Origin of the sequence: Nonomuraea rhodomycinica, assembly GCF_013363995.1 — a bacterium.
In the GTDB taxonomy this organism is placed as follows: Bacteria; Actinomycetota; Actinomycetes; order Streptosporangiales; family Streptosporangiaceae; genus Nonomuraea; species Nonomuraea rhodomycinica.
On sequence record NZ_JABWGO010000001.1, the window covers coordinates 1,542,444 to 1,562,080 of the forward strand.

19 protein-coding genes and 1 riboswitch are annotated in these 19,637 nt (G+C 75.1%); of the genes, 3 read left to right on the forward strand and 16 right to left on the reverse strand.

Translation table 11 applies throughout. From position 1 onward, the window contains the following. Positions 1-12: 12 nt before the first annotated feature. Positions 13-912, forward strand: coding sequence for an endonuclease/exonuclease/phosphatase family protein (locus HT134_RS07105; RefSeq protein WP_217707227.1), 900 nt, complete (start codon positions 13-15; stop codon positions 910-912). On the opposite strand, the gene HT134_RS07110 is transcribed toward HT134_RS07105, so the two are convergent. Genes HT134_RS07110 through HT134_RS07130 form a run of 5 tightly spaced genes read right to left on the reverse strand, consistent with a single transcriptional unit; the run spans position 909 to position 7,443 of the window. After that, positions 909-1,484 carry a nucleotidyltransferase family protein gene (locus HT134_RS07110; protein ID WP_312888007.1) on the reverse strand — a complete coding sequence of 192 codons (576 nt, stop codon included), beginning with the start codon at positions 1,482-1,484 and terminating at the stop codon, positions 909-911. The genes HT134_RS07105 and HT134_RS07110 overlap by 4 nt on opposite strands. Next, entirely contained in the window at positions 1,481-2,572 is a 1,092-nt protein-coding gene (locus HT134_RS07115; RefSeq protein ID WP_175599372.1) for an XdhC family protein, read from the reverse strand. The genes HT134_RS07110 and HT134_RS07115 overlap by 4 nt, the downstream gene beginning before the upstream one ends. Beyond that, positions 2,565-3,659, reverse strand: coding sequence for a vWA domain-containing protein (locus HT134_RS07120; RefSeq protein ID WP_175599373.1), 1,095 nt, complete (start codon positions 3,657-3,659; stop codon positions 2,565-2,567). The genes HT134_RS07115 and HT134_RS07120 overlap by 8 nt, the downstream gene beginning before the upstream one ends. After that, on the reverse strand, positions 3,652-4,563 hold the full coding sequence (locus HT134_RS07125) for an AAA family ATPase (protein ID WP_376768071.1): 912 nt from the start codon (positions 4,561-4,563) through the stop codon (positions 3,652-3,654). Before HT134_RS07125 ends, HT134_RS07120 begins: the two co-directional genes overlap by 8 nt. A gap of 39 nt (positions 4,564-4,602) precedes the next feature. Then, the gene (locus HT134_RS07130) at positions 4,603-7,443 is read right to left on the reverse strand and encodes an AfsR/SARP family transcriptional regulator (protein ID WP_217707228.1); all 2,841 of its coding nucleotides are present in this window, start codon (positions 7,441-7,443) and stop codon (positions 4,603-4,605) included. Between the two features lie 105 nt (positions 7,444-7,548). Here HT134_RS07130 and HT134_RS07135 point away from each other — a divergent pair, with 105 nt between their 5' ends. Both HT134_RS07135 and HT134_RS07140 read left to right on the forward strand, forming a co-directional pair. Continuing rightward, complete coding sequence (locus HT134_RS07135; RefSeq protein WP_175599374.1) at positions 7,549-8,001, forward strand: carboxymuconolactone decarboxylase family protein; 453 nt, start codon at positions 7,549-7,551, stop codon at positions 7,999-8,001. 32 nt (positions 8,002-8,033) lie between these two features. Then, positions 8,034-8,324, forward strand: a complete 291-nt coding sequence (locus HT134_RS07140; RefSeq protein WP_175599375.1) for a hypothetical protein — start codon at positions 8,034-8,036, stop codon at positions 8,322-8,324. Between the two features lie 16 nt (positions 8,325-8,340). On the opposite strand, the gene HT134_RS07145 is transcribed toward HT134_RS07140, so the two are convergent. The 11 genes from HT134_RS07145 to fmt form a co-directional block, all read right to left on the reverse strand. Further along, positions 8,341-8,793 (reverse strand): PH domain-containing protein, encoded by a 453-nt coding sequence (locus tag HT134_RS07145; protein ID WP_175599376.1) that lies wholly within the window; start codon positions 8,791-8,793, stop codon positions 8,341-8,343. A gap of 19 nt (positions 8,794-8,812) precedes the next feature. Further along, positions 8,813-9,283, reverse strand: coding sequence for a 6,7-dimethyl-8-ribityllumazine synthase (gene ribH / locus HT134_RS07150; RefSeq protein WP_175599377.1), 471 nt, complete (start codon positions 9,281-9,283; stop codon positions 8,813-8,815). Further along, positions 9,280-10,497: a bifunctional 3,4-dihydroxy-2-butanone-4-phosphate synthase/GTP cyclohydrolase II gene (locus tag HT134_RS07155; protein WP_312888008.1), complete on the reverse strand. Its 1,218-nt coding sequence runs from the start codon at positions 10,495-10,497 to the stop codon at positions 9,280-9,282. Before HT134_RS07155 ends, ribH begins: the two co-directional genes overlap by 4 nt. Continuing rightward, on the reverse strand, positions 10,494-11,162 hold the full coding sequence (locus tag HT134_RS07160) for a nicotinamide mononucleotide transporter family protein (RefSeq protein WP_175599379.1): 669 nt from the start codon (positions 11,160-11,162) through the stop codon (positions 10,494-10,496). The genes HT134_RS07155 and HT134_RS07160 overlap by 4 nt, the downstream gene beginning before the upstream one ends. Beyond that, entirely contained in the window at positions 11,159-11,749 is a 591-nt protein-coding gene (locus tag HT134_RS07165) for a riboflavin synthase (protein WP_175599380.1), read from the reverse strand. Before HT134_RS07165 ends, HT134_RS07160 begins: the two co-directional genes overlap by 4 nt. Further along, entirely contained in the window at positions 11,749-13,233 is a 1,485-nt protein-coding gene (gene ribD, locus HT134_RS07170; RefSeq protein ID WP_312888009.1) for a bifunctional diaminohydroxyphosphoribosylaminopyrimidine deaminase/5-amino-6-(5-phosphoribosylamino)uracil reductase RibD, read from the reverse strand. Before ribD ends, HT134_RS07165 begins: the two co-directional genes overlap by 1 nt. 101 nt (positions 13,234-13,334) lie before the next feature. Then, a riboswitch (FMN riboswitch) is annotated at positions 13,335-13,465 on the reverse strand. Positions 13,466-13,565: 100 nt separating this feature from the next. Beyond that, positions 13,566-14,327 carry an oxygenase MpaB family protein gene (locus HT134_RS07175; protein WP_246363562.1) on the reverse strand — a complete coding sequence of 254 codons (762 nt, stop codon included), beginning with the start codon at positions 14,325-14,327 and terminating at the stop codon, positions 13,566-13,568. 173 nt (positions 14,328-14,500) lie between these two features. Beyond that, the gene (locus tag HT134_RS07180; RefSeq protein ID WP_175599382.1) at positions 14,501-15,022 is read right to left on the reverse strand and encodes a MauE/DoxX family redox-associated membrane protein; all 522 of its coding nucleotides are present in this window, start codon (positions 15,020-15,022) and stop codon (positions 14,501-14,503) included. A gap of 223 nt (positions 15,023-15,245) precedes the next feature. Then, positions 15,246-15,908: a ribulose-phosphate 3-epimerase gene (rpe, locus tag HT134_RS07185; RefSeq protein WP_175599383.1), complete on the reverse strand. Its 663-nt coding sequence runs from the start codon at positions 15,906-15,908 to the stop codon at positions 15,246-15,248. Positions 15,909-16,197: 289 nt separating this feature from the next. After that, complete coding sequence (locus HT134_RS45325; RefSeq protein ID WP_376768083.1) at positions 16,198-17,949, reverse strand: RsmB/NOP family class I SAM-dependent RNA methyltransferase; 1,752 nt, start codon at positions 17,947-17,949, stop codon at positions 16,198-16,200. Positions 17,950-18,704: 755 nt separating this feature from the next. Continuing rightward, positions 18,705-19,634 carry a methionyl-tRNA formyltransferase gene (gene fmt, locus HT134_RS07200; protein ID WP_175599384.1) on the reverse strand — a complete coding sequence of 310 codons (930 nt, stop codon included), beginning with the start codon at positions 19,632-19,634 and terminating at the stop codon, positions 18,705-18,707. Positions 19,635-19,637 lie beyond the last annotated feature (3 nt).

Sequence of the window (19,637 nt, forward strand, 5' to 3'; positions counted from 1 at the left end):
GGAGAGGGGCCGATGCTGAAGAGGATCGTCGGGCGGATCGTCGTGGCGGGGGCGGCCGTGGTGGCCGTGGTGCTGGCGGGGCATCGGCTGATCCCCGCGATGGGGGGCTTCACGCCCGTCCTGGAGAGCCTCCTTCCCTGGCTCGGCTGGGCCGTCCCCGTCCTGCTCGGCGCGGCGGCCCTGGCCCGCTCGCGCCTGGCCGCGGTGGCGGCGCTGGTGCCGGGCCTGGTGTGGGCGGTGATGTTCGGCCCGGCCCTCTTACGGTCCTCGCCCGGCGGGCGCTCCGACCTGTCGGTCGGCACGGTGAACGTCGGCGTCACCAACGACTCCTCCGGCGCCGCCGTCCGCTCCATCGCCGAGGGCCTCGACCTGCTGGCCGCGCAGGAGCTGACATCCGGCGGGCCGGCCGCCAAGCGGCTGAACACCCTGTTCCCCCACCACTACACGGTCAGCACGGTCGGGCTGTGGAGCCGCCACCCGATCCGCCGCTCCAAGCCGCTCGACGTAGGCATGGGCTGGGTGCGGGCGCTGCGCGCGGTGGTCGACACCCCCAAGGGCGACGTGACCGTGTACGTCATGCACCTGGCCTCGGCCCGGCCCGGGCAGACCGCCTCGCGCGACGAGTCGCTGGCCGCGGCGCGCCGGCTGATCGACGCCGACACGAGCAAGCGGATCCTGCTGCTCGGCGACCTCAACACCGCCACCACCGACCGCGGCATGCGGGGGCTGACGCCGCCGCTGCTGGACGCGCAGCAGGAGGCGGGACGGGGGTTCGGCTTCACCTGGCCGTCGTCGTTCCCGATCACCCGGCCCGACCACATCCTGTACAAGGGGATGACGGCGACCGAGGCGGGGGTGGCCCCGGCGACGGGCAGCGACCACCGCGCGGCCACGGCGTCCTTCCGCCTCTAGCCGTCCTGGGTCAGCCTGCCGAGGTCGGCGGGGGTGTCGATGTCGGCGGGGTCGCCGAGGCCGTCGCACGGCACCTCGCTCACCAGCTCCGGGTGCGCCTTGATGAAGGGCCGGGCGCCGACGTCGCCCACCGCCAGCCGGGCCACCTCGGCGAAGTCGCCCCGCGACAGCAGCACCGGGTTGCGCCGCCGCCCGCCGTAGGTGGCGACGGCCAGCCGCGCGCCGCTCGCGACCAGGGCGCGCACCGCCTCCGGGCGGATGAACGGCTGGTCCACCAGCGCCACCACGACCGCCTCGGCCTGCTCGGGCAGCGCCGCCAGCCCGACCCGCAGCGACGATCCCATGCCGGAGCGCCAGCCGGGGTTGCGCACCACGACCGCGCCGCGCACCTGGACGGTCGCCGCGCCCACCACGACGACCACGGGGTGGCAGCCGCCCTCCTCCAGCAGCCGCACCCCCCGGTCGACCAGCCGCTCGCCCTCATGCTCGACCAGCGCCTTCGGGGTGCCGAGCCGGGAGCCCTCGCCGGCCGCGAGCAGCAGCCCGGCCACGCGCGAGCCCCGCACGTTCACGACGCCTCGTGGTGGATGCGGCCCGCGGTGTCGCTGAGCGGCCGGCCGGAGCCGCCCCACCGGAGCTGGATCAGCTCGGCCGCGATCGACACGGCCGTCTCCTCGGGGGTGCGGGCGCCCAGGTCGAGGCCGATGGGCGAGCGCAGCCGGGCGAGCTCCTCCTCCGCCAGGCCGGCCTCGCGCAGCCGGGCCAGCCGGTCCTCGTGGGTGCGGCGCGAGCCCATCGCCCCGACGTACCCGGCGGGGGTGCGCAGCGCCACCTCCAGCAGCGGCACGTCGAACTTCGGGTCGTGGGTGAGCACGCAGATGACCGTGCGCTCGTCCACGGTGGTCGAGGCGAGGTAGTCGTGCGGCCACTTGACCACCACCGCGTCGGCCTCCGGGAAGCGCTTGGGCGTCGCGAAGACCGGCCGGGCGTCGCAGACGGTCACGTGGTAGCCGAGGAACTTGCCGAGCCGGGCCACCGCGGCGGCGAAGTCGATCGCGCCGAACACCAGCAGGCGGGGCGGCGGCGCGAACGAGTGGACGAACACGGCCAGCTCGTCCAGCCGCCGCTCGCCCCGTGGGCCGTACCTCCTGATCCCGGTGACGCCCTGGGCCAGCATGCCGCGCGCGTCGTCGTCCACGGCCTCGTCGAGCCGGTCGAGCCCGAGAGTCCCGGACGAGCGGTCCGGCCAGACGACGCGGCGGGCGCCCATCCGGCCGGGCCCGGACACGACGGTGGCCACCGCGACCGGCTCGTGCGCCGCCACCGAGCGGGCGATGTCGCCGAGCTCCGGGTACGTCTCGATGGACACCGGCTCGACCAGGATGTCGATGATGCCGCCGCAGGTCAGGCCCACGGCGAACGCGTCGTCGTCGGTCACGCCGTACCGCTGGAGGACCGGCTCGTCGATCTCGGCGGCCAGGTCGAACACCGCGCCCTCGACGCAGCCGCCCGACACGCTGCCGACCACCTCGTCGCCCCGCACCGCCATCGCGGCACCGGGGGGCCGGGGCGCGCTGGCGAACGTGCTGACCACGGTCGCCAGCCCGAACCTGAGTCCCGACCTCCACCACCGCATGATCTCGGGCAGCACGTCACGCATGGGCGAGCCTTTCGCTGAGGGCCTCGTAGGCGGCCAGGCTGTGCCCGGCCACCAGGTCGTCGAGGTACGGCAGGGCGGCGCGCATGCCCCCCGTCAGCGGCTCGTAGTCCTCGTACCCCTTGTGTGGGTTGACCCAGATCACCCGGTACGCCTGGCGGGCCAGCCGGGCCACCTGCGCGCCGAGCAGGCTCGGGTCGCCGCGCTCCCAGCCGTCCGAGGCGATCACCACGATGTCGCCGCGGGCGTGGCGCCGGCCGAGGAACTCCTTCAGCTCCTCGCCGAGCCGGGTGCCGCCGCTCCAGTCGGGGATGGCCCGCGACGCCGCGTCCAGGGCCGTGCCGGGGTCGCGGTGGCGCAGCTCGGCGGTGATCGGGGTGAGCCGGGTGCCGACCGAGTAGACGCGGGTGGCCCGCGGCCGGCTCCTGACCAGGGCGTGCGCGAAGCGCAGCAGCGTCTCGGCGTACGGGGCCATCGACCCGCTGACGTCCACGAACAGCACGACGCCGCGCGGCCGCACGGTGTGGCTCCTGCGCAGCAGGCGGGCCACGTCGCCCTTGCGCAGCGCCTCGCGGATGGTGCGCCGCTGGTCGAGCCGGCCCCGGGCGGCCGGCTCGAAGCGCCGGGAGCGGCGCACCGCGCGCCCGGCGCTCAGCATCGCCAGCATGCGGTGCACCTCGGCCCGCTCGGCCTCGGTGAGCGCGGCGACGTCGCGGTGGCGCAGCAGCTCCGTGCGGCTGGCGCTGCCCGGGGCGCCCGCGTCCTCGCCTTCCCCCGTGTCGTCGCCGGCCTCCTCGCCGAGGGCGAGGGTGTGGCGGGTGACGGTCACCGTCCCGGCCGGCCTCCGGGAGGCGGTGCGCCCGCCGAAGTACGCCTGGAAGCAGCGGTCGTAGCGGGGCAGGTCGTCGGGGCCGGCGCACAGCGTGAGGCGGCCGGCCCAGTAGAGGTCCGCCGGGCGGGTCACGTCGAGGTGGCACAGGGCGCTCAGCAGGGCGCGGGTCCGCTCGTGGTCGGCGCCGACCCCGGCCGCCCGCAGGGTGCGCGCGAACCCGGTCATGGTGGCGGCCAGCCCGCCGGCGGCCTCACTCATGGCGCAGCAGCCCACGCGACAGGACGCTCTCGACGTCCTCGCGGTACTTCAGCGCGGCCCCCAGGGTGGCGGCGGCCCGGTCGGGGTCCAGTTCCTTGGCGCCGAGGGTCAGCAGCGCCTCGGTCCAGTCGAGCGTCTCGGCCACGCCCGGCGGCTTGACCAGGTCGGCGCCCCGCAGCCGGGCGGCGGCCCGCGCGACCTGCGCGGCCAGCGTCTCGGTGCAGCCGGGCAGCCGGCGCAGCAGGATCGCCACCTCCCGGTCGAAGCCCGGGTGCTCCAGCCAGTGGTAGAGGCAGCGGCGCTTGAGCGCGTCGTGGACCTCGCGGGTGCGGTTGGAGGTGACCACGACGACCGGCGGCGTCGCCGCGCGCACGGTGCCGAGCTCGGGGATGGAGATCGTGTAGTCGGACAGCACCTCCAGCAGGAACGCCTCGAACTCGTCGTCGGCCCGGTCGATCTCGTCCACCAGCAGCACGCTCGGCCCCGTCTCCAGGGCCTTGAGCAGCGGCCGGGCGATGAGGAAGCGCCGGTCGTAGATCTCGCCCTCCAGGCGGCCCACGTCGGTGACGCCGGCGGCCTCGGCGGCCTTGAGGTGGAGGAGCTGGCGGGCGAAGTCCCAGTCGTACAGGGCCTGGGCGGCGTCGAGGCCCTCGTAGCACTGCAGCCGGATCAGCGGCGCCTCCAGCAGCGCGGCGAGCGCCTTGGCCAGCTCGGTCTTGCCGACGCCGGCCTCGCCCTCGAGGAACAGCGGCCGGCCCATCCGCAGCGCCAGGAACGCGGCCGTGGCCAGCCCCTCGTCGGCGAGGTACGCCTGCCGGTCGAGCAGCTCGGCGAGCCTGCCCGGCGATTCGATGCCCGCCGCCACGCCGGCCGCGCCCTTCGCCTCACCCGTCCGCCCCAGCACGCTTTCAGGCTACGCGCCGAGCCGCCGTGGCGATATTCGTCACAGGGCCCGACTACTCACGGCAAGGCATCGCTCACGCAAAGACTCCTCCAGGAAGGAGCGGACCTCCCCGGCCTCCGGGACGCCGAGCTCCTCGTACAGGCGCAGCGCCAGCCGTCCGTGCTCGCGGGCCCGTTCCTCGTCGCCGAGGGCGAGGTGGGCGCGGGCCAGGCCGTCGTGGGCGCGCGCCTGCTCCGGCCGGTGGCGGGTCAGGTCGGCGAGCGCGAGCGCGGCCGTGTGCTCCTCGACCGCCCGGGCCGGGTCGCCCGCCGCCTCGGCCAGCCCGTTGAGCGCGGACGCCTCGTCGCCGGCGCTGCCGAGCCCGCGGTGCAGGGCCGCGGCCTGCGCGTGCCGGGCGCGGGCCCGCGCCAGGTCGCCCTGGCGGCGGAGGACGACGCCGAGGTGGTCGAGGATCAGCGCCTCGCCGGCCGGGTTGCCGACCTTGCGGTGCAGCGCGAGCGCCAGGTCGAGATGGCGGCGGGCCTCCTCCGGACGGCCGGCCCGGTCGAGGGCGAGGGCGAGGATGCCGAGCACGTGGGCCTCGCCCCAGGGGTCGGCGCCGATCCGGGTGAGGTCGAGCGCCTGCGCGAGGTACCGCTCCGCCTGGGCGTCCTGGCGCCGGCGCAGCGCCACGTTGCCCAGCGTGAGCAGGGCCCGGGCCCGGTCGCCGGCCCGCTCGCACGCGTCGAGGGCCTGGCGCGCGTGCTCCTCGGCCCGCTCGTACTCGCCGAGCCGCCAGTACGTCCACGCCAGGTCGGTCAGGGCCCGCTCCTCGACCTCGCGCTGGCCCAGCTTGCGGCTGCGGCGGAGCGTCAGCGTGTGCAGCGTCAGGGCGTCGTCGTGGTGCGCCTGCCGGTCGAGGTAGGGGCGCATCGCCAGGGCGAGCATGCCCAGGCACACCTCGGGGCCGTGGACGGCGGTGGCGATGATGTTGGCGCGTTCGGCGTCGAGCCAGGCGAGCGCCTGCGCGGCGTCGCGGACGGGCGCGACCGGGGTGGCCGGCTGCGGGATGCCCTCCCGCTGGGCGACGCTGTGCGGGTAGAGCCGGTCGATCGCCGCGCGGGCGCGGTGCAGGTAGTAGGTGAGCAGCCGCAGGACCGCGCCGTCGTCCTCGGCGATCGAGCGGGCGTGCTCGCGCAGCAGGTCGTGGAAGGTGTACCGGCCGGGTTCGAGCTGCAGCAGCATGTGGGCGTCGAGCAGGCCCTCCAGCAGCTCCTCCGCCTCCTCCTCCGGGACGCCGGCCAGCGCCGCCGCGCCGTACGGGTCGATGTCGCGCCCGGGCACCAGCCCGAGCAGGCGGAACATGCGCTGTTCGGCCGGGTCGAGCTGCTCGTAGGACAGGGCGAAGGCCGCCGACACCCCGTTGAGGAGCCGGCGGTGGTCGTGCAGCCGGTCGGCCAGGTAGGACACGCTCCAGCGCGGGCGGTGCTGGAGGCGGGCGGCCGACAGGCGGATGGCGAGCGGCAGGTGCCCGCACAGCCGCAGCACCTCGCGCACGGCGCCGGGCTCGCGGCTGGCGCGCTCGCCCACGATCCGTTCGAACAGCTCGGCGCCGTCCTGCTCGCCCAGCGTGTCGACCGACAGCGCGTGGGCCCCGTCGAGGTCGACGAGCCGCCGCCTGCTGGTGATCAGGACGAGGGTGTCGGAGTGCCCCGGCAGCAGGGGGCGTACGTGGTCGGCGTCGAGGGCGTTGTCCAGGACGGCGAGCACGCGGCGGCCGGCCAGCTCGGCGCGCCACAGGGCGCCGCGTTCGGCCGGGGTGGGCGGGATGCGGTCGGCGGGCACGCCGAGCTGGCGCAGCAGGGTCTCCAGCGCGGCGGCGGCGTCGACCGGCTCCCGGCCGGCGGTGTGGGCCTGCAGGTCGATGAACAGCCGGCCGTCCGGATAGCGCTCGGCCAGCCGGTGGGCCACGTGGACGGCGAGCGTGGTCTTGCCGACCCCGGCCATGCCGTCGATCGTGACGACCGCCGACCGCTCGGTCACGAGCCGCTCCAGCTCGGCGGTCCGTCCGGAGAAGTCGGGGATGTCGTACGGCAGGTAGGTGGAGCGGCGCGGCGGGCCGGAGGCGGGCGGCGCCACGGCGGGCGGGGCCGGGGCGACTGGCGTCGCGGCGGGCGGCGTCGCGGCGGGCGGGCGCAGCGCGGGGTCGTCGGCCAGGACGGCCCGCTCCAGCTCGGTGAACGCGTGCCCGGGGTCCAGCCCCTGCTCCTCCGCCAGAGCCGTCCGGTAGGCGCGCGCCGCCGCCAGAGCGTCGGCCTGCCGGCCCGCCCGGTGCAGGGCCAGCACGAGGTGGCCGTTGAGCCTCTCGCGCAGCGGGTTGGCGCTCACCTGGGCGGCGAGCTCGTCGAGCAGGTCGCCGTGCCGCCCGGCGGCCAGCTCGCCCTCCACCAGGCGCTCGTACGCCGACAGCCGCCGGTCGTTCCAGAGGTCGCGGACACCGGTGACGTAGTGCGCGTGCACGTCCTCCAGCGCCTCGCCGCGCCACAGGTCCAGGGCCGCGCGCAGGTCGCCGGCGGCCACCCGCTCGGTGAACGCGTGCGCGTCGACCTGGCCGGGCTCCGGCTGGGCGACGTAGCCGCCGGCCCGCGTCTCCAGGAGCCCGCCGGCCCCCGCGCCCCGCAGCACCTTGCGGATCGCGGTGATCGAGGCGTGGATCTGCGAACGGGCCGTGTCGGGCCGGTCGTGCCCCCACATCGCCTCGATGAGCCGCTCGATGCTGATCACCCGGCCGGCGTTGAGCAGGAGGTAGGCCAGCACGGCCCGGTGACGTGGGGCGACGCCCGTCACCGGCGCGTCGCCGGCGACCAGCTGGACGGGACCGAGAAGGGTGAAGCGCAGCATCGTCCCCCCATCACCATCGCATCGTGCGCGCATCGCGAATGTATCAATCCGGGCAGACACTCTGGTCCCACCGGAACGACCGGGAACACGGCAGAGGAGCACACGATGGAAGCCCGGATGAAGAACCCCGCCACGATCATCCCCACGGCGATGAAGCCGATCATGGAGCTGATGAAGGCCGCCCAGTCGCAGGGCCTCCCCCAGGAGCTCATGGAGATGATCCACCTGCGGGTCAGCCAGATCAACGGCTGCAGCTTCTGCGTCGACGCCGGCCTGAAGAACCTGCGCAAGCTCGGCGCGAGCGACGAGCGCGTCGGCCTGGTCGCCGCCTGGCGCGAGGCCCCGTACTACACCGACGCCGAGCGGGCCGCGCTGGAGCTGGCCGAGGCCTCGACCCGGCTGGCCGACCGCGCCGACGCCGTCCCCGACGAGATCTGGGACAACGCCGCCGACCACTTCGACGAGCGGCAGCTCGCCTCGATCCTGCTCATGACCGCGGTCACCAACCTCTTCAACCGCCTCAACGCCCCGATCCGCCAGGTCGCCGGCAGCTGGTGAACCCACCCCCCGCACCCGAAGGAGACATCGCCATGTCCGTCGTCCGCTCGCACCGCTACTCCGTCGCCGACGCCGACCTCGAGGAGTTCCTGGCCCGCCGCGCCTCGCTGATCGCCACCGTACGGAAGGGACACCCCGGCCTCACCCACACCGTGCTGATCCGGCTGGAGGACGGCACCTACAGCGACACCTGGCACTGGGAGACCGGCGAGCAGATGGGCGCGGCCTTCGCCGCCATCCCCACCTTCCCGGAGGCGCCGCTGGCCATGGCCCTCACCAGGGACGCCACCGCCCTGAACGGCCGGCTCGTCGACGAGCGCTGAGCCCGGCGAGGAGGGATCACTCCTCGCCGGCCTCGCCGCGCTCGCGGATGAGCGCGGCGAGCTCCGCCGTGGCGCGGCGGGCGCGGGCCTTCTCCGAGCCCTGGATGCCCATCGCGCCGATCGTGCGGCCGTCGGAGAAGTCGATCCGGGGCCAGGGGTCGCCGACGAGCAGCGTGACGTCGATGACCTCGGGCCAGGTGTAGCGGTGCGTGCGCAGGACGTTGACGATCGTCAGGCCCTCCTCGTCGGCCTGGACGCGCACCCGCCCGAGCAGGTGCAGCACCCACGCCACCGCCAGACCGAACACCACGAACGCGACGCGGTCGGCGAGCATGAACGGCTCGGCGATGAACAGCGCCATCAGCACCGCCCCCACGACGACGACCACGGCGAAGACGTACGGGACGATCCTTCCCCGGCTCGGACGCCAGGTGACGGGCAGGCTCGGGACGGGCACGGGCTCGGGCACGCGTCGAACCTACAACAGCTCAGGCGAGGTCCCGCAGGAGGAGTGCCGTCTCCAGCGCCGCCACCGCCGACTCGTACCCCTTGTCCTCCTTGCTGCCGGGCAGCCCGGCCCGGTCGAGGGCCTGGTCGAGCGTCTCGCAGGTGAGCACGCCGTTGCCGACCGGGGTGCTCTCGTCGAGCGAGATCCGGGTCAGCCCGGCGGTCACCGAGTCGCAGACGTAGTCGAAGTGGGCTGTCTCGCCGCGGATGACCGCGCCGAGCGCCACGACGGCGTCGCAGCGGCGGGCCAGCGCCTGCGCCACGACCGGGATCTCCAGCGACCCCGGCACCCGCACGACGGTGGCGGTGGCGCCGCTGTCGTCGCACGCCCGCACGGCCCGCGCCACGAGCTGGTCGGTGATCTTGGCGTGCCAGCTCGCGGCCACCACGCCGACCCTCAGTCCGGACGCGTCCGGCGCCGCCGTGCCCGCGGGACGTCCCTCGCCGCTCATGAAGCCTCCGAGATGTCGTGGCCGAGGCGTTCGCGCTTGGCCTTGAGGTACCGCTCGTTGTAGGGGTTCATGGCCACGGGCATGGGCTCGCGGCCCAGCACCTCGATGCCGTAGCCGTCCATGCCGGCGAGCTTGGCCGGGTTGTTGGTGAGCAGCCGGATCGACTTGACGCCGAGGTCGGCGAGGATCTGCCCGGCGTTGGAGAACTCGCGGGCGTCCACCGGCAGCCCCAGCTCCAGGTTGGCGTCCACGGTGTCGCTGCCGTTGTCCTGGAGGCTGTACGCCTTGAGCTTGGCCAGCAGGCCGATGCCGCGGCCCTCGTGGCCGCGCAGGTAGACGACCACGCCGCGGCCCTCCTCGGCGATCGCGGCCATCGCGTGGTCGAGCTGCGGGCCGCAGTCGCAGCGCAGCGAGCCGAACACGTCGCCGGTCAGGCACTCGGAGTGGGCGCGGACGAGGACGTCGTCGCCGCCGGCCAGGTCGCCGTAGACGAGGGCGACGTGCTCGCCGCCGTCGACGGCGCTGGCGTAGCCGAAGGCCCGCCACATGCCGTACGCGGTGGGCACGTTGGTCTCGGCGACCCGGGTGACCATGCTCTCGGCGCGGCGCCGGTGGTCGACGAGCTGCTCGATGGTGATGAGGGCCAGGCCGTGCTCATCGGCGAAGGCGCGCAGCCGGGGCAGCCGGGCCATGGTGCCGTCGTCGTTGACGATCTCGGCCAGCGCCCCGGCCGGTGACAGCCCGGCGAGCCGGGCGAGGTCCACGGCCGCCTCGGTGTGGCCGCGCCGGGCCAGCACGCCGCCCCGCTCGTAGCGCAGCGGGAAGATGTGGCCGGGCCGGACCAGCTCGTTCGGCTCGGTCGCGGAGTCGGCCAGGGTCCGGATGGTCTTCGCGCGGTCGGCCGCGGAGATGCCGGTGGTGACGCCGTCGCGGGCGTCCACGGTGATCGTGTACGCGGTGCGCATGCGCTCGTTGTTCTGCGCCACCATGAGCGGCAGGCCCAGCCGGTCGAGGTCGCGGCCCTCCATGGCCACGCAGATCATGCCGCTGGTGTGCCGGATCATGAACGTGCACAGCTCCGGGGTGGCCCGGCCGGCGGCGAAGATGAGGTCGCCCTCGTTCTCGCGGTTCTCGTCGTCCACGACGACGACCGGCCGGCCCTCGCGGATGTCGGCGATGGCCCGCTCGACCGGGTCGAGCCTGATGCCGCTCACGACGCCACCGCCACGGCGTCGCCGGTCGCCACGCGCGCCCGGTACTCCCTGAGCCATTTGACGAACCCCCACAGCACCAGCAGGAAGAACACCCCGTACACGGCGCCGGACACCACGAGCCCGGAGCTGAACGCCAGCGGCACGCCCACGAGGTCGACGGCCACCCACACGATCCAGAAGTCGACCAGGGCCCTGCCCTGCGCCCAGGTGGCGACCGCGCTGCCGACGAAGATGTAGGCGTCGGCGGCCACCAGGAAGGCGCCCTTGGGCAGCGGCACGGCCGCCCCCCACGACAGGTGGGTCACGTAGAACAGCACGCCGACGACGGCGGTGCCGGCCAGCATGACGGTGACCAGCCAGGTGCGTTCCCTGGCGGTCGCCGGCCGCACCGGCAGGCCGGAGCCCTGCTGGGTGCCGCGCCGCCACGCCCACCAGCCGTAGATCGCCAGCACCCCGAACAGCGCCTGCTTCAGGGCGTTGCCGGTGATGTGGGCGTTGATCGAGGCGACGAACAGCAGCACCGCGCCGGTGAGCTGCACGGGCCAGGTCCACAGGGATTTGCGCATCGCCAGCACCACCGTGGCCAGGGCGGCGATGTTGCCGACCAGGTCCGTATAGAGCACGTGGGTGCCGAACACGTTGAATCCGGCCTCTGCCCAGTTCACTGCCTGACCACCAGCCTTTCGACATACTTCGCGATCACGTCGACCTCGAGGTTGACCAGGTCGCCGACCTTGAGCTCGCCCATCGTGGTCAGCTGCAGCGTGGTCGGGATGAGACTCACGCCGAAGCTGTCGTCGTCAACCGTCGTGACGGTCAGGCTGATTCCGTCGATCGCGATGGAGCCCTTCTCGGCCACGTAGCGGGCGAGCGCCTGCGGGAGGGAGAAGCGCAGGTCGTCCCAGCGTTCGCCGGGGTCGCGCGACAGCAGCACGGCGGTGCCGTCCACGTGGCCCTGCACGATGTGGCCGCCGAGGCGCTGGTCGGCGCGCACGGCCCGCTCCAGGTTGACGGCCGCGCCCTCCTCCAGCGCGCCGAGGGAGGTGCGGTCGAGCGACTCGCGCATCACGTCCACGGTGAACACGTCGCCGTCGACCTCGACCACCGTCAGGCAGACGCCGTTGACGGCGATGGAGTCACCGTGGGAGGCGTCGGAGGTGACGAGCGGGCCGCGCACGGACAGCCGGGCGGAGCCGCCGGCCTGGACGAGGGCGGCGACCTCGCCCTTCTCCTCGATGATTCCGGTGAACATCACTGCTCCTTACGGGGGAGGCCGGGCCCGGCGGTGCGGGCGGTCAGGCGGAGGTCGGGGCCGACGCGGGTGACGTCGTCCAGCACGAGACGGTGGATGCCGGCGATGCCGGTGACGCCGGCGTCGCCGAGGGCGGCGGCGCCGGAGCCGAGCAGGGCGGGCGCGACGTAGGCGACGACCCGGTCGATGAGGCCCTGCCGGAGGAAGGAGCCGGCCAGGGCCGGGCCGCCTTCGAGGAAGACGCTGACGATCTCGCGCCGGGCCAGCTCGCGCAGCAGCAGGCCGAGGTCGAGCCCGCCGCCGGGGTGGCGGGGGACGCGGACGACGCCGACGGCCCAGGAGCCGTCGGACCGCGAGCCGTCGGACCGGGAGCCGTCGGACCGGGAGCCGTCGGACCGGGAGCCGTCGGACCGGGAGCCGTCGGACCGGGAGCCGTCGGACCGGGAGCCGTCGGGTACGGGTGCGGGGGCTTCGGGGGCCAGGGCCAGCAGCGTGGGGGCCTCGCCGTCCAGGACGCGGGCGGTGGGCGGGGTGCGGCCCTCGGAGTCGACGACCACCCGCAGCGGCGGCCGTCCTCGGGGCGGTTCCGGGCTCGCTCGGGGCGGTTCCGGGCTTGCTCGGGGTGGTTCCGGGCGGGCGGTGAGGCGAGGGTCGTCGGCGAGGACGGTGCCGATGCCCGCCATGATGGCGTCGGCCCGGGCCCGCAGCCGGTGGACGTCGGCCCGCGCCTCGGGCGAGGTGATCCACTGGCTGCTGCCGTCGGCGGCGGCCGAGCGCCCGTCGAGCGTGGCGGCGAACTTCCACGTGACGTGGGGCCTGCCCAGCCGCGCGTACGTCAGCCACTCGGCGTTGACCCGCTCGGCCTCCTCGGCGAGCAGCCCCGTCTCGACGGCGACGCCGTGCTCGCGCAACCGGGCCGTCCCCCCGGCCGCCTTCGGGGTGGGGTCGGGCACGGCGACCACCACGCGGGCGATCCCGGCGGCGAGCAGCGCCCGGCTGCACGGCCCGGTGCGTCCGGTGTGGTCGCACGGCTCCAGCGTCACGTAGGCGGTGCCACCGCGCGCCCGCTCTCCGGCCTGCCGCAGCGCGACGACCTCGGCGTGCGGGCCGCCGGCGTACGCGTGGAACCCCTCGCCCGCGACCCGGCCGGCGGCGTCGAGGATGACGCAGCCGACGACGGGGTTGGGGCTGGTGGCGCCGTGACCGCGGGCGGCGAGCTCGACGGCGCGCGCCATGTGGCGGGCGTCGCCGGCGGAACCGGCGGCGGTAGGGGCGTCAGCCGGGACGGCGCCGGCGTCCGTCGCGGGAGCGGCTACGCCGGCATCGGTCGCGGGATTCGCGGCATCCGCGACATGCTCGTGAGTCGCCGGCTCGGCGGCATGCTCACGGGTCGCGGACTCGGCGACGTGCTCACGGGTCGCGGACTCGGCGACATGGGGGTCGCGTGCGGGGTCGGTGGTGCGCGCCGTGTCCCTGGTCTCCACCCCGGGTCTCCTCCTCGCCATCGGCTCTCGGCCATGGCGGGCCCCGGGGGATCGGACGATGCGCGTACGCATCACAGAGGCGCCCGGCGATCGCCGGACACCCGCGCGCTTCCTCCCATCCGGACTTTGACCGTCGGTCCCGGAATTCCACCGGGTCAACCGGCCGATGGCATCGGCCGGGTCGCGGACTGTAACCGCCGGTTCGGAGTTTCACCGACCCCGGAGCACGCTAGCTCTGTTCTTGTACCAGTTTGCCATGCCGCCGAAGCGACATGCGCCCACCCCCCACTATGGCAACCAAGCGGTCGCTTGGTCAAATGAAGGGAAGGGGCTCACGCGGCCATGATGCGCCGGGCCTCGCGGGCCGCCGGGGAGTATCGGACCTGGGCCGGGATGATTCCGAGCCCGGTGTGCAGGGCGCGCAGCGTGGCCGTCGCCCACAGGTCGCCGACCGGGGTGGCGGGCAGCCCGTACAGGCGGCGCGCCCAGCGCGGCATGGTCGCGAACGCGAGCAGGGTGAGGGCCGGCAGCGCCGGGCGCAGGGGCGTGAGGATGAGCGGGAGCGGGGCGTTCAGCGACAGGCGCAGGGGATGCGCGGCCTCGGGCACGAAGCGCAGGCCCGGACGCTGGGCCTCGATGTAGTCGCGCATCTCGGCGACCGTGCCGGGGACGCTGTCGGGCGCGAGCCCGACCACCTCGGCCGCGCGCCGCCACTCGGCCACGAACGTGTCGGCCTCGGCGTCGGTGAGCCGGACCCCGCCGCGCCGCGCCACCGACAGGTAGGAGTCCACCTCGCCGACGTGCACCCACCGCAGCGCCTCGGGCTCGTCGAGGCGGTACTCCTCCCCGGTGTCCGGGTCGTACGCGGTCAGGCTGGAGTGGATCTTGCGGACGCGCCGGGCCGCCCGTTCCACCTCGGCGTGGCTCCCGTACGTACGGATGCGGACGAACTCGGTGGTGCGCACGAACCGCGACCACGCCTCGGAGGGGTCCATGAGGGAGGAGTGCTGGAGGACGCCGCGCATGGCGCGGGGGTGCAGCCCCTGCATGAGGAGCGCGCGCAGGCCGCCGACGAGCAGGATCGGCTCCCCCATCACCCGCCAGGTCACCGAACGGGGGCCGAAAAGGCCATGATCCGCCATAAGTGGGCAGTTACCCAGGTCTGGAGGGCTTTATGTCACTTCGCCAGGTGACAGCGGCGTTCGCGTCACGCTTCACGTGCCGCCCGTCACCGACGCGTCGGTGACGGGGTAGGCGCCGCCGGGTGTCAGGCGCCGGCGAAGAGGTCGACGAGGTCGTCGAACGCGGCGACGAGGATGGCGCCGATCAGCCCCGCGACGCCCGCCACGACGGCCCCGGCCAGCGCGGGCGTCCCCAGGGGAAGGGCGAGGCCGAGCAGCGTGGCGGTGATCAGCAGGCCGTTCCGGACGAGATGGCGGGGCCCGAGCGGGGCGGCGGACGCGCCGAAGCAGCGGCAGGGGGCGCGCCGTCCGCGCCGCAGCGCCACCGCGATCGCCACGGTGAACGCCGCCAGCAGCACGAAGGCCAGTGCCAGGCCGAACGCCGCGACATCGGGCGCCCCGGCGAGCAGCGGCACGGCCACCAGGAGCGCCACGAGCCCTTCCAGCGCCGCCACCAGCACCGCCAGAGGGCGTCTCAGGGCGCGGCTCACGGGGACGAGATCCGGCAGCGAACGGGCGAACCCGCTCAGATCCCGCGCCTTGGACACCGCCGTGATGGCGAAGACCACCGCGATCAGCCAGGCGCACCCGACCCGCACGTACTCCACTCGCGCACCTCCGCAGCCACTGTGCCGCCGATCACCCGGAGATCATGATGATCCGGGGGTACGGGCTCGGGCGCAATGGCGTAGGTCACATTGGCGGGTCACGAAGCCGTCGCGGCGCGAGCACCCGCACGTCAGCGCGCCGCGATCCCGGCGTCTCGGCCTGGGCGCCGGAGCGCTCGGCTCAGCCGGTGACGGTCTCCGCCTGGGCGCCGGCGCGCTCGGCTCAGCCGGTGACGGTCTCGGCCTGGGCACGGAGGGCGTCCACGGCCGCGGAGGGGTCGCTGGCTCCGTACACGGCGCTGCCCGCGACGAAGACGTCCGCCCCCGCCTCGGCGACCCGCTCGATGGTCTCGGTGGTGACCCCGCCGTCCACCTGGATCCAGATCTGCCCGCCGTGCCGCTCGACGAGGGAGCGCGCGGTGCGGATCTTCGGCAGCACCATGTCGAGGAACTCCTGGCCGCCGAACCCCGGCTCGACCGTCATGAGCAGCAGCATGTCGATCTCGCCGAACAACCCCTCGTACGGCTCGACGGCGGTGCCCGGGTTGAGGGCGAGCGCCGCCCGCGCGCCGAGGGAGCGGATCTGGCGCAGCGTGCGCACGGGCGCCTTGGCGGCCTCGGCGTGGATGGTGACGCTGCCCGCCCCCGCCTCGGCGTAGGCGGGCGCCCATCGGTCGGGGTCCTCGATCATGAGGTGGCAGTCGAGCGGCAGGGACGTGGCCTTGCGCAGCGACTCCACGACGGGCAGGCCGAGCGTGAGGTTGGGCACGAAGTGGTAGTCCATCACGTCGACGTGCAGCCAGTCGGCGTTGGGCACCGCCGCGGCCTCGTCGGCGAGCCGGGCGAAGTCGGCGGACAGGATGCTGGGCGAGATCTGTACGGCCATGATGTGCCGAGTCTATTGAACCCCGCCCCGGCGCGCGCCCCCGCCCTTCCTCCAGCGCCTTCCCCCACACGCCGCAGGCCGGGCCCCTTCCCGCACACGCCGCAGGCCGAGCCCCTTCCCGCGCTCACCTCGCGGGGCCGAGCCCCTTCCCGCGCTCACCTCGGGGGGCCGAGCCCCTTCCCGCGCTCACCTCGGGGGGCCGCACACCGTGGGGGCGCCGCGCCCCCATACCGCGGCTCCCCCATACCGCGGCTCCCCCTGGTACCGCGGCCCCACCCGGGCGGCGATGTCACGCGCGCTTGCGAAGCAGCGCCAGGAACATCGCGTCGGTGCCGTGCCGGTGCGGCCAGAACTGGGCGTGCGGGCCGTCGCCCAGGCCGTCGACCTCGGGCAGGTAGTCGCGGGCGTCGAGCTGCTCCACGTCGTCGCGGCGCGCGATCACGTCGCCGACCACGACCCGGGTCTCCGCGAGGTGCGGGGAGCAGGTGACGTACGCGACCACGCCGCCGGGACGGGTGGCGTCCAGGGCGGTGTTCAGCAGGGTGCGCTGGAGGCGTCCCAGCTCGGCGACGCTGGCGGGGTCGCGCCGCCACCGTGCCTCGGGTCTGCGCCGCAACGCGCCCAGACCCGTGCAGGGCGCGTCGAGCATGACGCGGTCGAACGCGCCGGGCCGCCAGGCGGGCCGCGCGCCGTCGGCGGTGATCACTCCGGCGTGCGCGGTGGTCTGCGCCACGAGCCGAGCCCGGTGCTGCTGCACATCGGCGGCGAGCAACCGCGCCCCACCGGGGAACGCGACGGGCCGCCCGCCCTCGGCACCATCGCGCAACGGCACACCCCGGCCGCCCTCAGCCACCCCGGAGACGGCCCCACCCCCCTCGGCGCCTTCGGAGCCCGGCACAGACGGGCCGCCTTCGGCACCAGCGGCCGGCGACGCTGCGGGACGCCCGTCCTGTGCGCCCTCGGCAGATCGGCTTCCGGCGACGTCCTCTACGTCGCCGGGAACACTCGCCGTGTGCCGGTGCTCCGTGTCGCTGTACGCGGTGTCGCCGTACGCGGTGTCGCCGTACGCGGTGTCGCCGTACGCGGTGTCGCCGTACGCGGTGTCGCCGTACACCGCCACGGCGTCGAGCAGGCCCGCCTTGCCGCCGGGACCGGCGCACATGTCGAGCCACAGCTCGCCCTCGGCCGAACCGGGCCGTGGCGAGGGTGGCGGGCCGAGCGGGACGCGGGTCAGGGCGAGGGCCACGAGCTGGCTGGCCTCGTCCTGCACGGCCGCGCGGGTCTCGGCGACCGCCGCGATCTGCCCGGGGTCGCCCTCTGTCAGGTACGCGCCGTACGGCGAATAGCGGGTGGGCTCGGCGCCCGCGTCCAGCAGCTCGCGACGGGTGGCGCGTCCCGGCCGGGCCACCAGCGTGACCAGGGGCCGGGCGTTGTCGGCGGCGAGGAGTTCGGCGGTCTCCTCGATGCCGCTGCCGAGCGCGTCGCGGAAGGCGCTGACCACCCAGCGCGGGTGGCTGTGGACGACCGCGAGGTGCCCGGACGGGTCGTCGGCGAGGTCGGGCGCCACGATGGGCAGCCACTCTTCGAGCGTGCGAGAGGCGATCTTGCGCAGCACGGCGTTGACGAACTTGGCCGCGCCCGGTCCGACGCGCTGCCGTACCAGGTCGACCGTGGTGCCCACGGCGGCGTGCGGCGGGACGCGCATGCGGAGGAGCTGGTGGGCGCCGAGCCGCAGGGCGTCGCGCACGGCGGGGTCGGGCGCGCGGTCGCTGCAGATCGCGATGATCGCATCGTACGTGCCGAGGCCGCGCAGGGTGCCGTAGGCGAGCTCGGTGGCCAGGGCGGCGTCGCGGCCCTTCAGCCCGCGCTCACGCAGGAGGCGCGGGGTGAGGAGGTTGGCGTAGGCGTCGCGCTCGTCCACGGCGCGCATGACGTCGAACGCGGCGTTGCGCGCGGGGTCACGCTGTGCCCGCCCGGCCCCGCCACGACCACGCCCGCCCCCACGCGGCCCGCTTCCCGCATCGCCCCGTCCACCGGACAGACCACCCCGCTGCCTGGAGTGATCACCCTGCTGACCCGACGAACCTCCCGATTCACCGGACGAACGCGTCTGCTGACCGGACGCACCGCCCCGCCGACCGGTCTGACCAGACGCGCGACCCGCATCACGAACCGCGCCAGACCCGCGACCCGCGTCACGACCCGCGCCAGACCCGCGACCCGCGTCACGACCCGCGCCGCTTCCGGTGCCGCCCACGCGACCCGCACCGGCTCCTCGGCCCGTACCAGCTCCTCGGCCTGTACCGGCGCCGCGACCTGCACCGGCCCCGCGACCTGCACCGGCTCCTCGGCCCGTACCGGCCCGTCCGCCCGCACCGGCTCCCCGGCCCGTGCCGGACCCTCGGCCCGTTCCCGACCCTCGGCCCGCGCCGGAGTCGCGCCACGCGTCACGTCCGGAACCGCGGCCGCCTTCGCGCCCCGTGTCCCGGCCCGCTCCGCCGCTGCCTTCGCGGCCGGTGCCGCGGTCCTCGGGCCCACGGCCCCCGCTGGTGCTCATCCCCTCCGGCTTTCCCTCATCTGTGTGCCGTCACCACATCTGTGTGCCGTCACCACCCGGCAGGCCCGCCGGACACATGTCGGCCAACGGTACGCCCTGCCGCCGTCGTCCCCGCCCACCGGTCACCGCTCGGCCGGCTCAGGCCGAGCGCCTCACGCGCGGGCCGATGACCATCGAACGCCCGCGACGCGCGGCGGCGCGGCACTCCCGAGGGCCACGGGGTCAGCGGCGTGCTCCGGTCACTCGAACCGGTCGCCGCTCTCCACGCGCGCGCCCCGCGCCCACTCCCCCGCGCTCATCACCCGCTTGCCCTGCGGCTGCACCTCGCCCAGCTCGACCGGGTGGGTGGCGGTGCCGACGAGCACGGAATGCTTGCCCGCGGCGATGGCGCCCGGGGCGAGGCTTCCGGCGGACGGCGCCGGAGTGACGCGGCCGACCTTCAGCCGCTGGCCACGGAACGTGGTCCACGCCCCAGGGTTGGGGGTGCAGGCCCGGACGAGCCGGTCGACCCGCATGGCGGGCGCCGACCAGTCGATCTCGGCGTCCACGACGTTGATCTTGGGGGCGATGCTCACCCCGTCGGACGGCTGCGGGCGGGCCTCCAGGGTGCCGTCCTCGACGCCGTCGAGCGTGGCCGCGAGCAGCCCCGCCCCGGACTGGGCGAGCCGGTCGAGGAGGGCGCCGCTGGTGTCGTCGGGCCGCACCTCCTCGGTGACCACGCCGTAGACGGGTCCGGCGTCCAGCTCTTTGACGATCTGGAACGTCGAGGCGCCGGTGATCTCGTCGCCGTGCAGGATGGCGTGCTGCACGGGGGCGGCTCCGCGCCAGGCGGGCAGGATCGAAAAATGCAGGTTGATCCAGCCGTGGCGGGGCACGTCGAGCGCCGACTGGGACAGCAGCGCGCCGTAGGCGACCACGGGGCAGCAGTCGGGCTCCAGCTCGGCCAGCCGCTTCAGGAACTCGGGGTCGCCGGCCTTGGCGGGGCGCAGCACCGGGATGCCCGCCTCTTCGGCCAGCTCGGCGACCGGCGACGGGTGGACCTTGCGGCCCCGGCCCGACTGGGCGTCGGGGCGGGTGACGACGGCCACCACGTCGTGCCGCGGCGAGTCGATCAGCGCGCGCAGCGACGGCAGCGCCGTGTCGGGCGTGCCCGCGAAGACCAGGCGCATCGG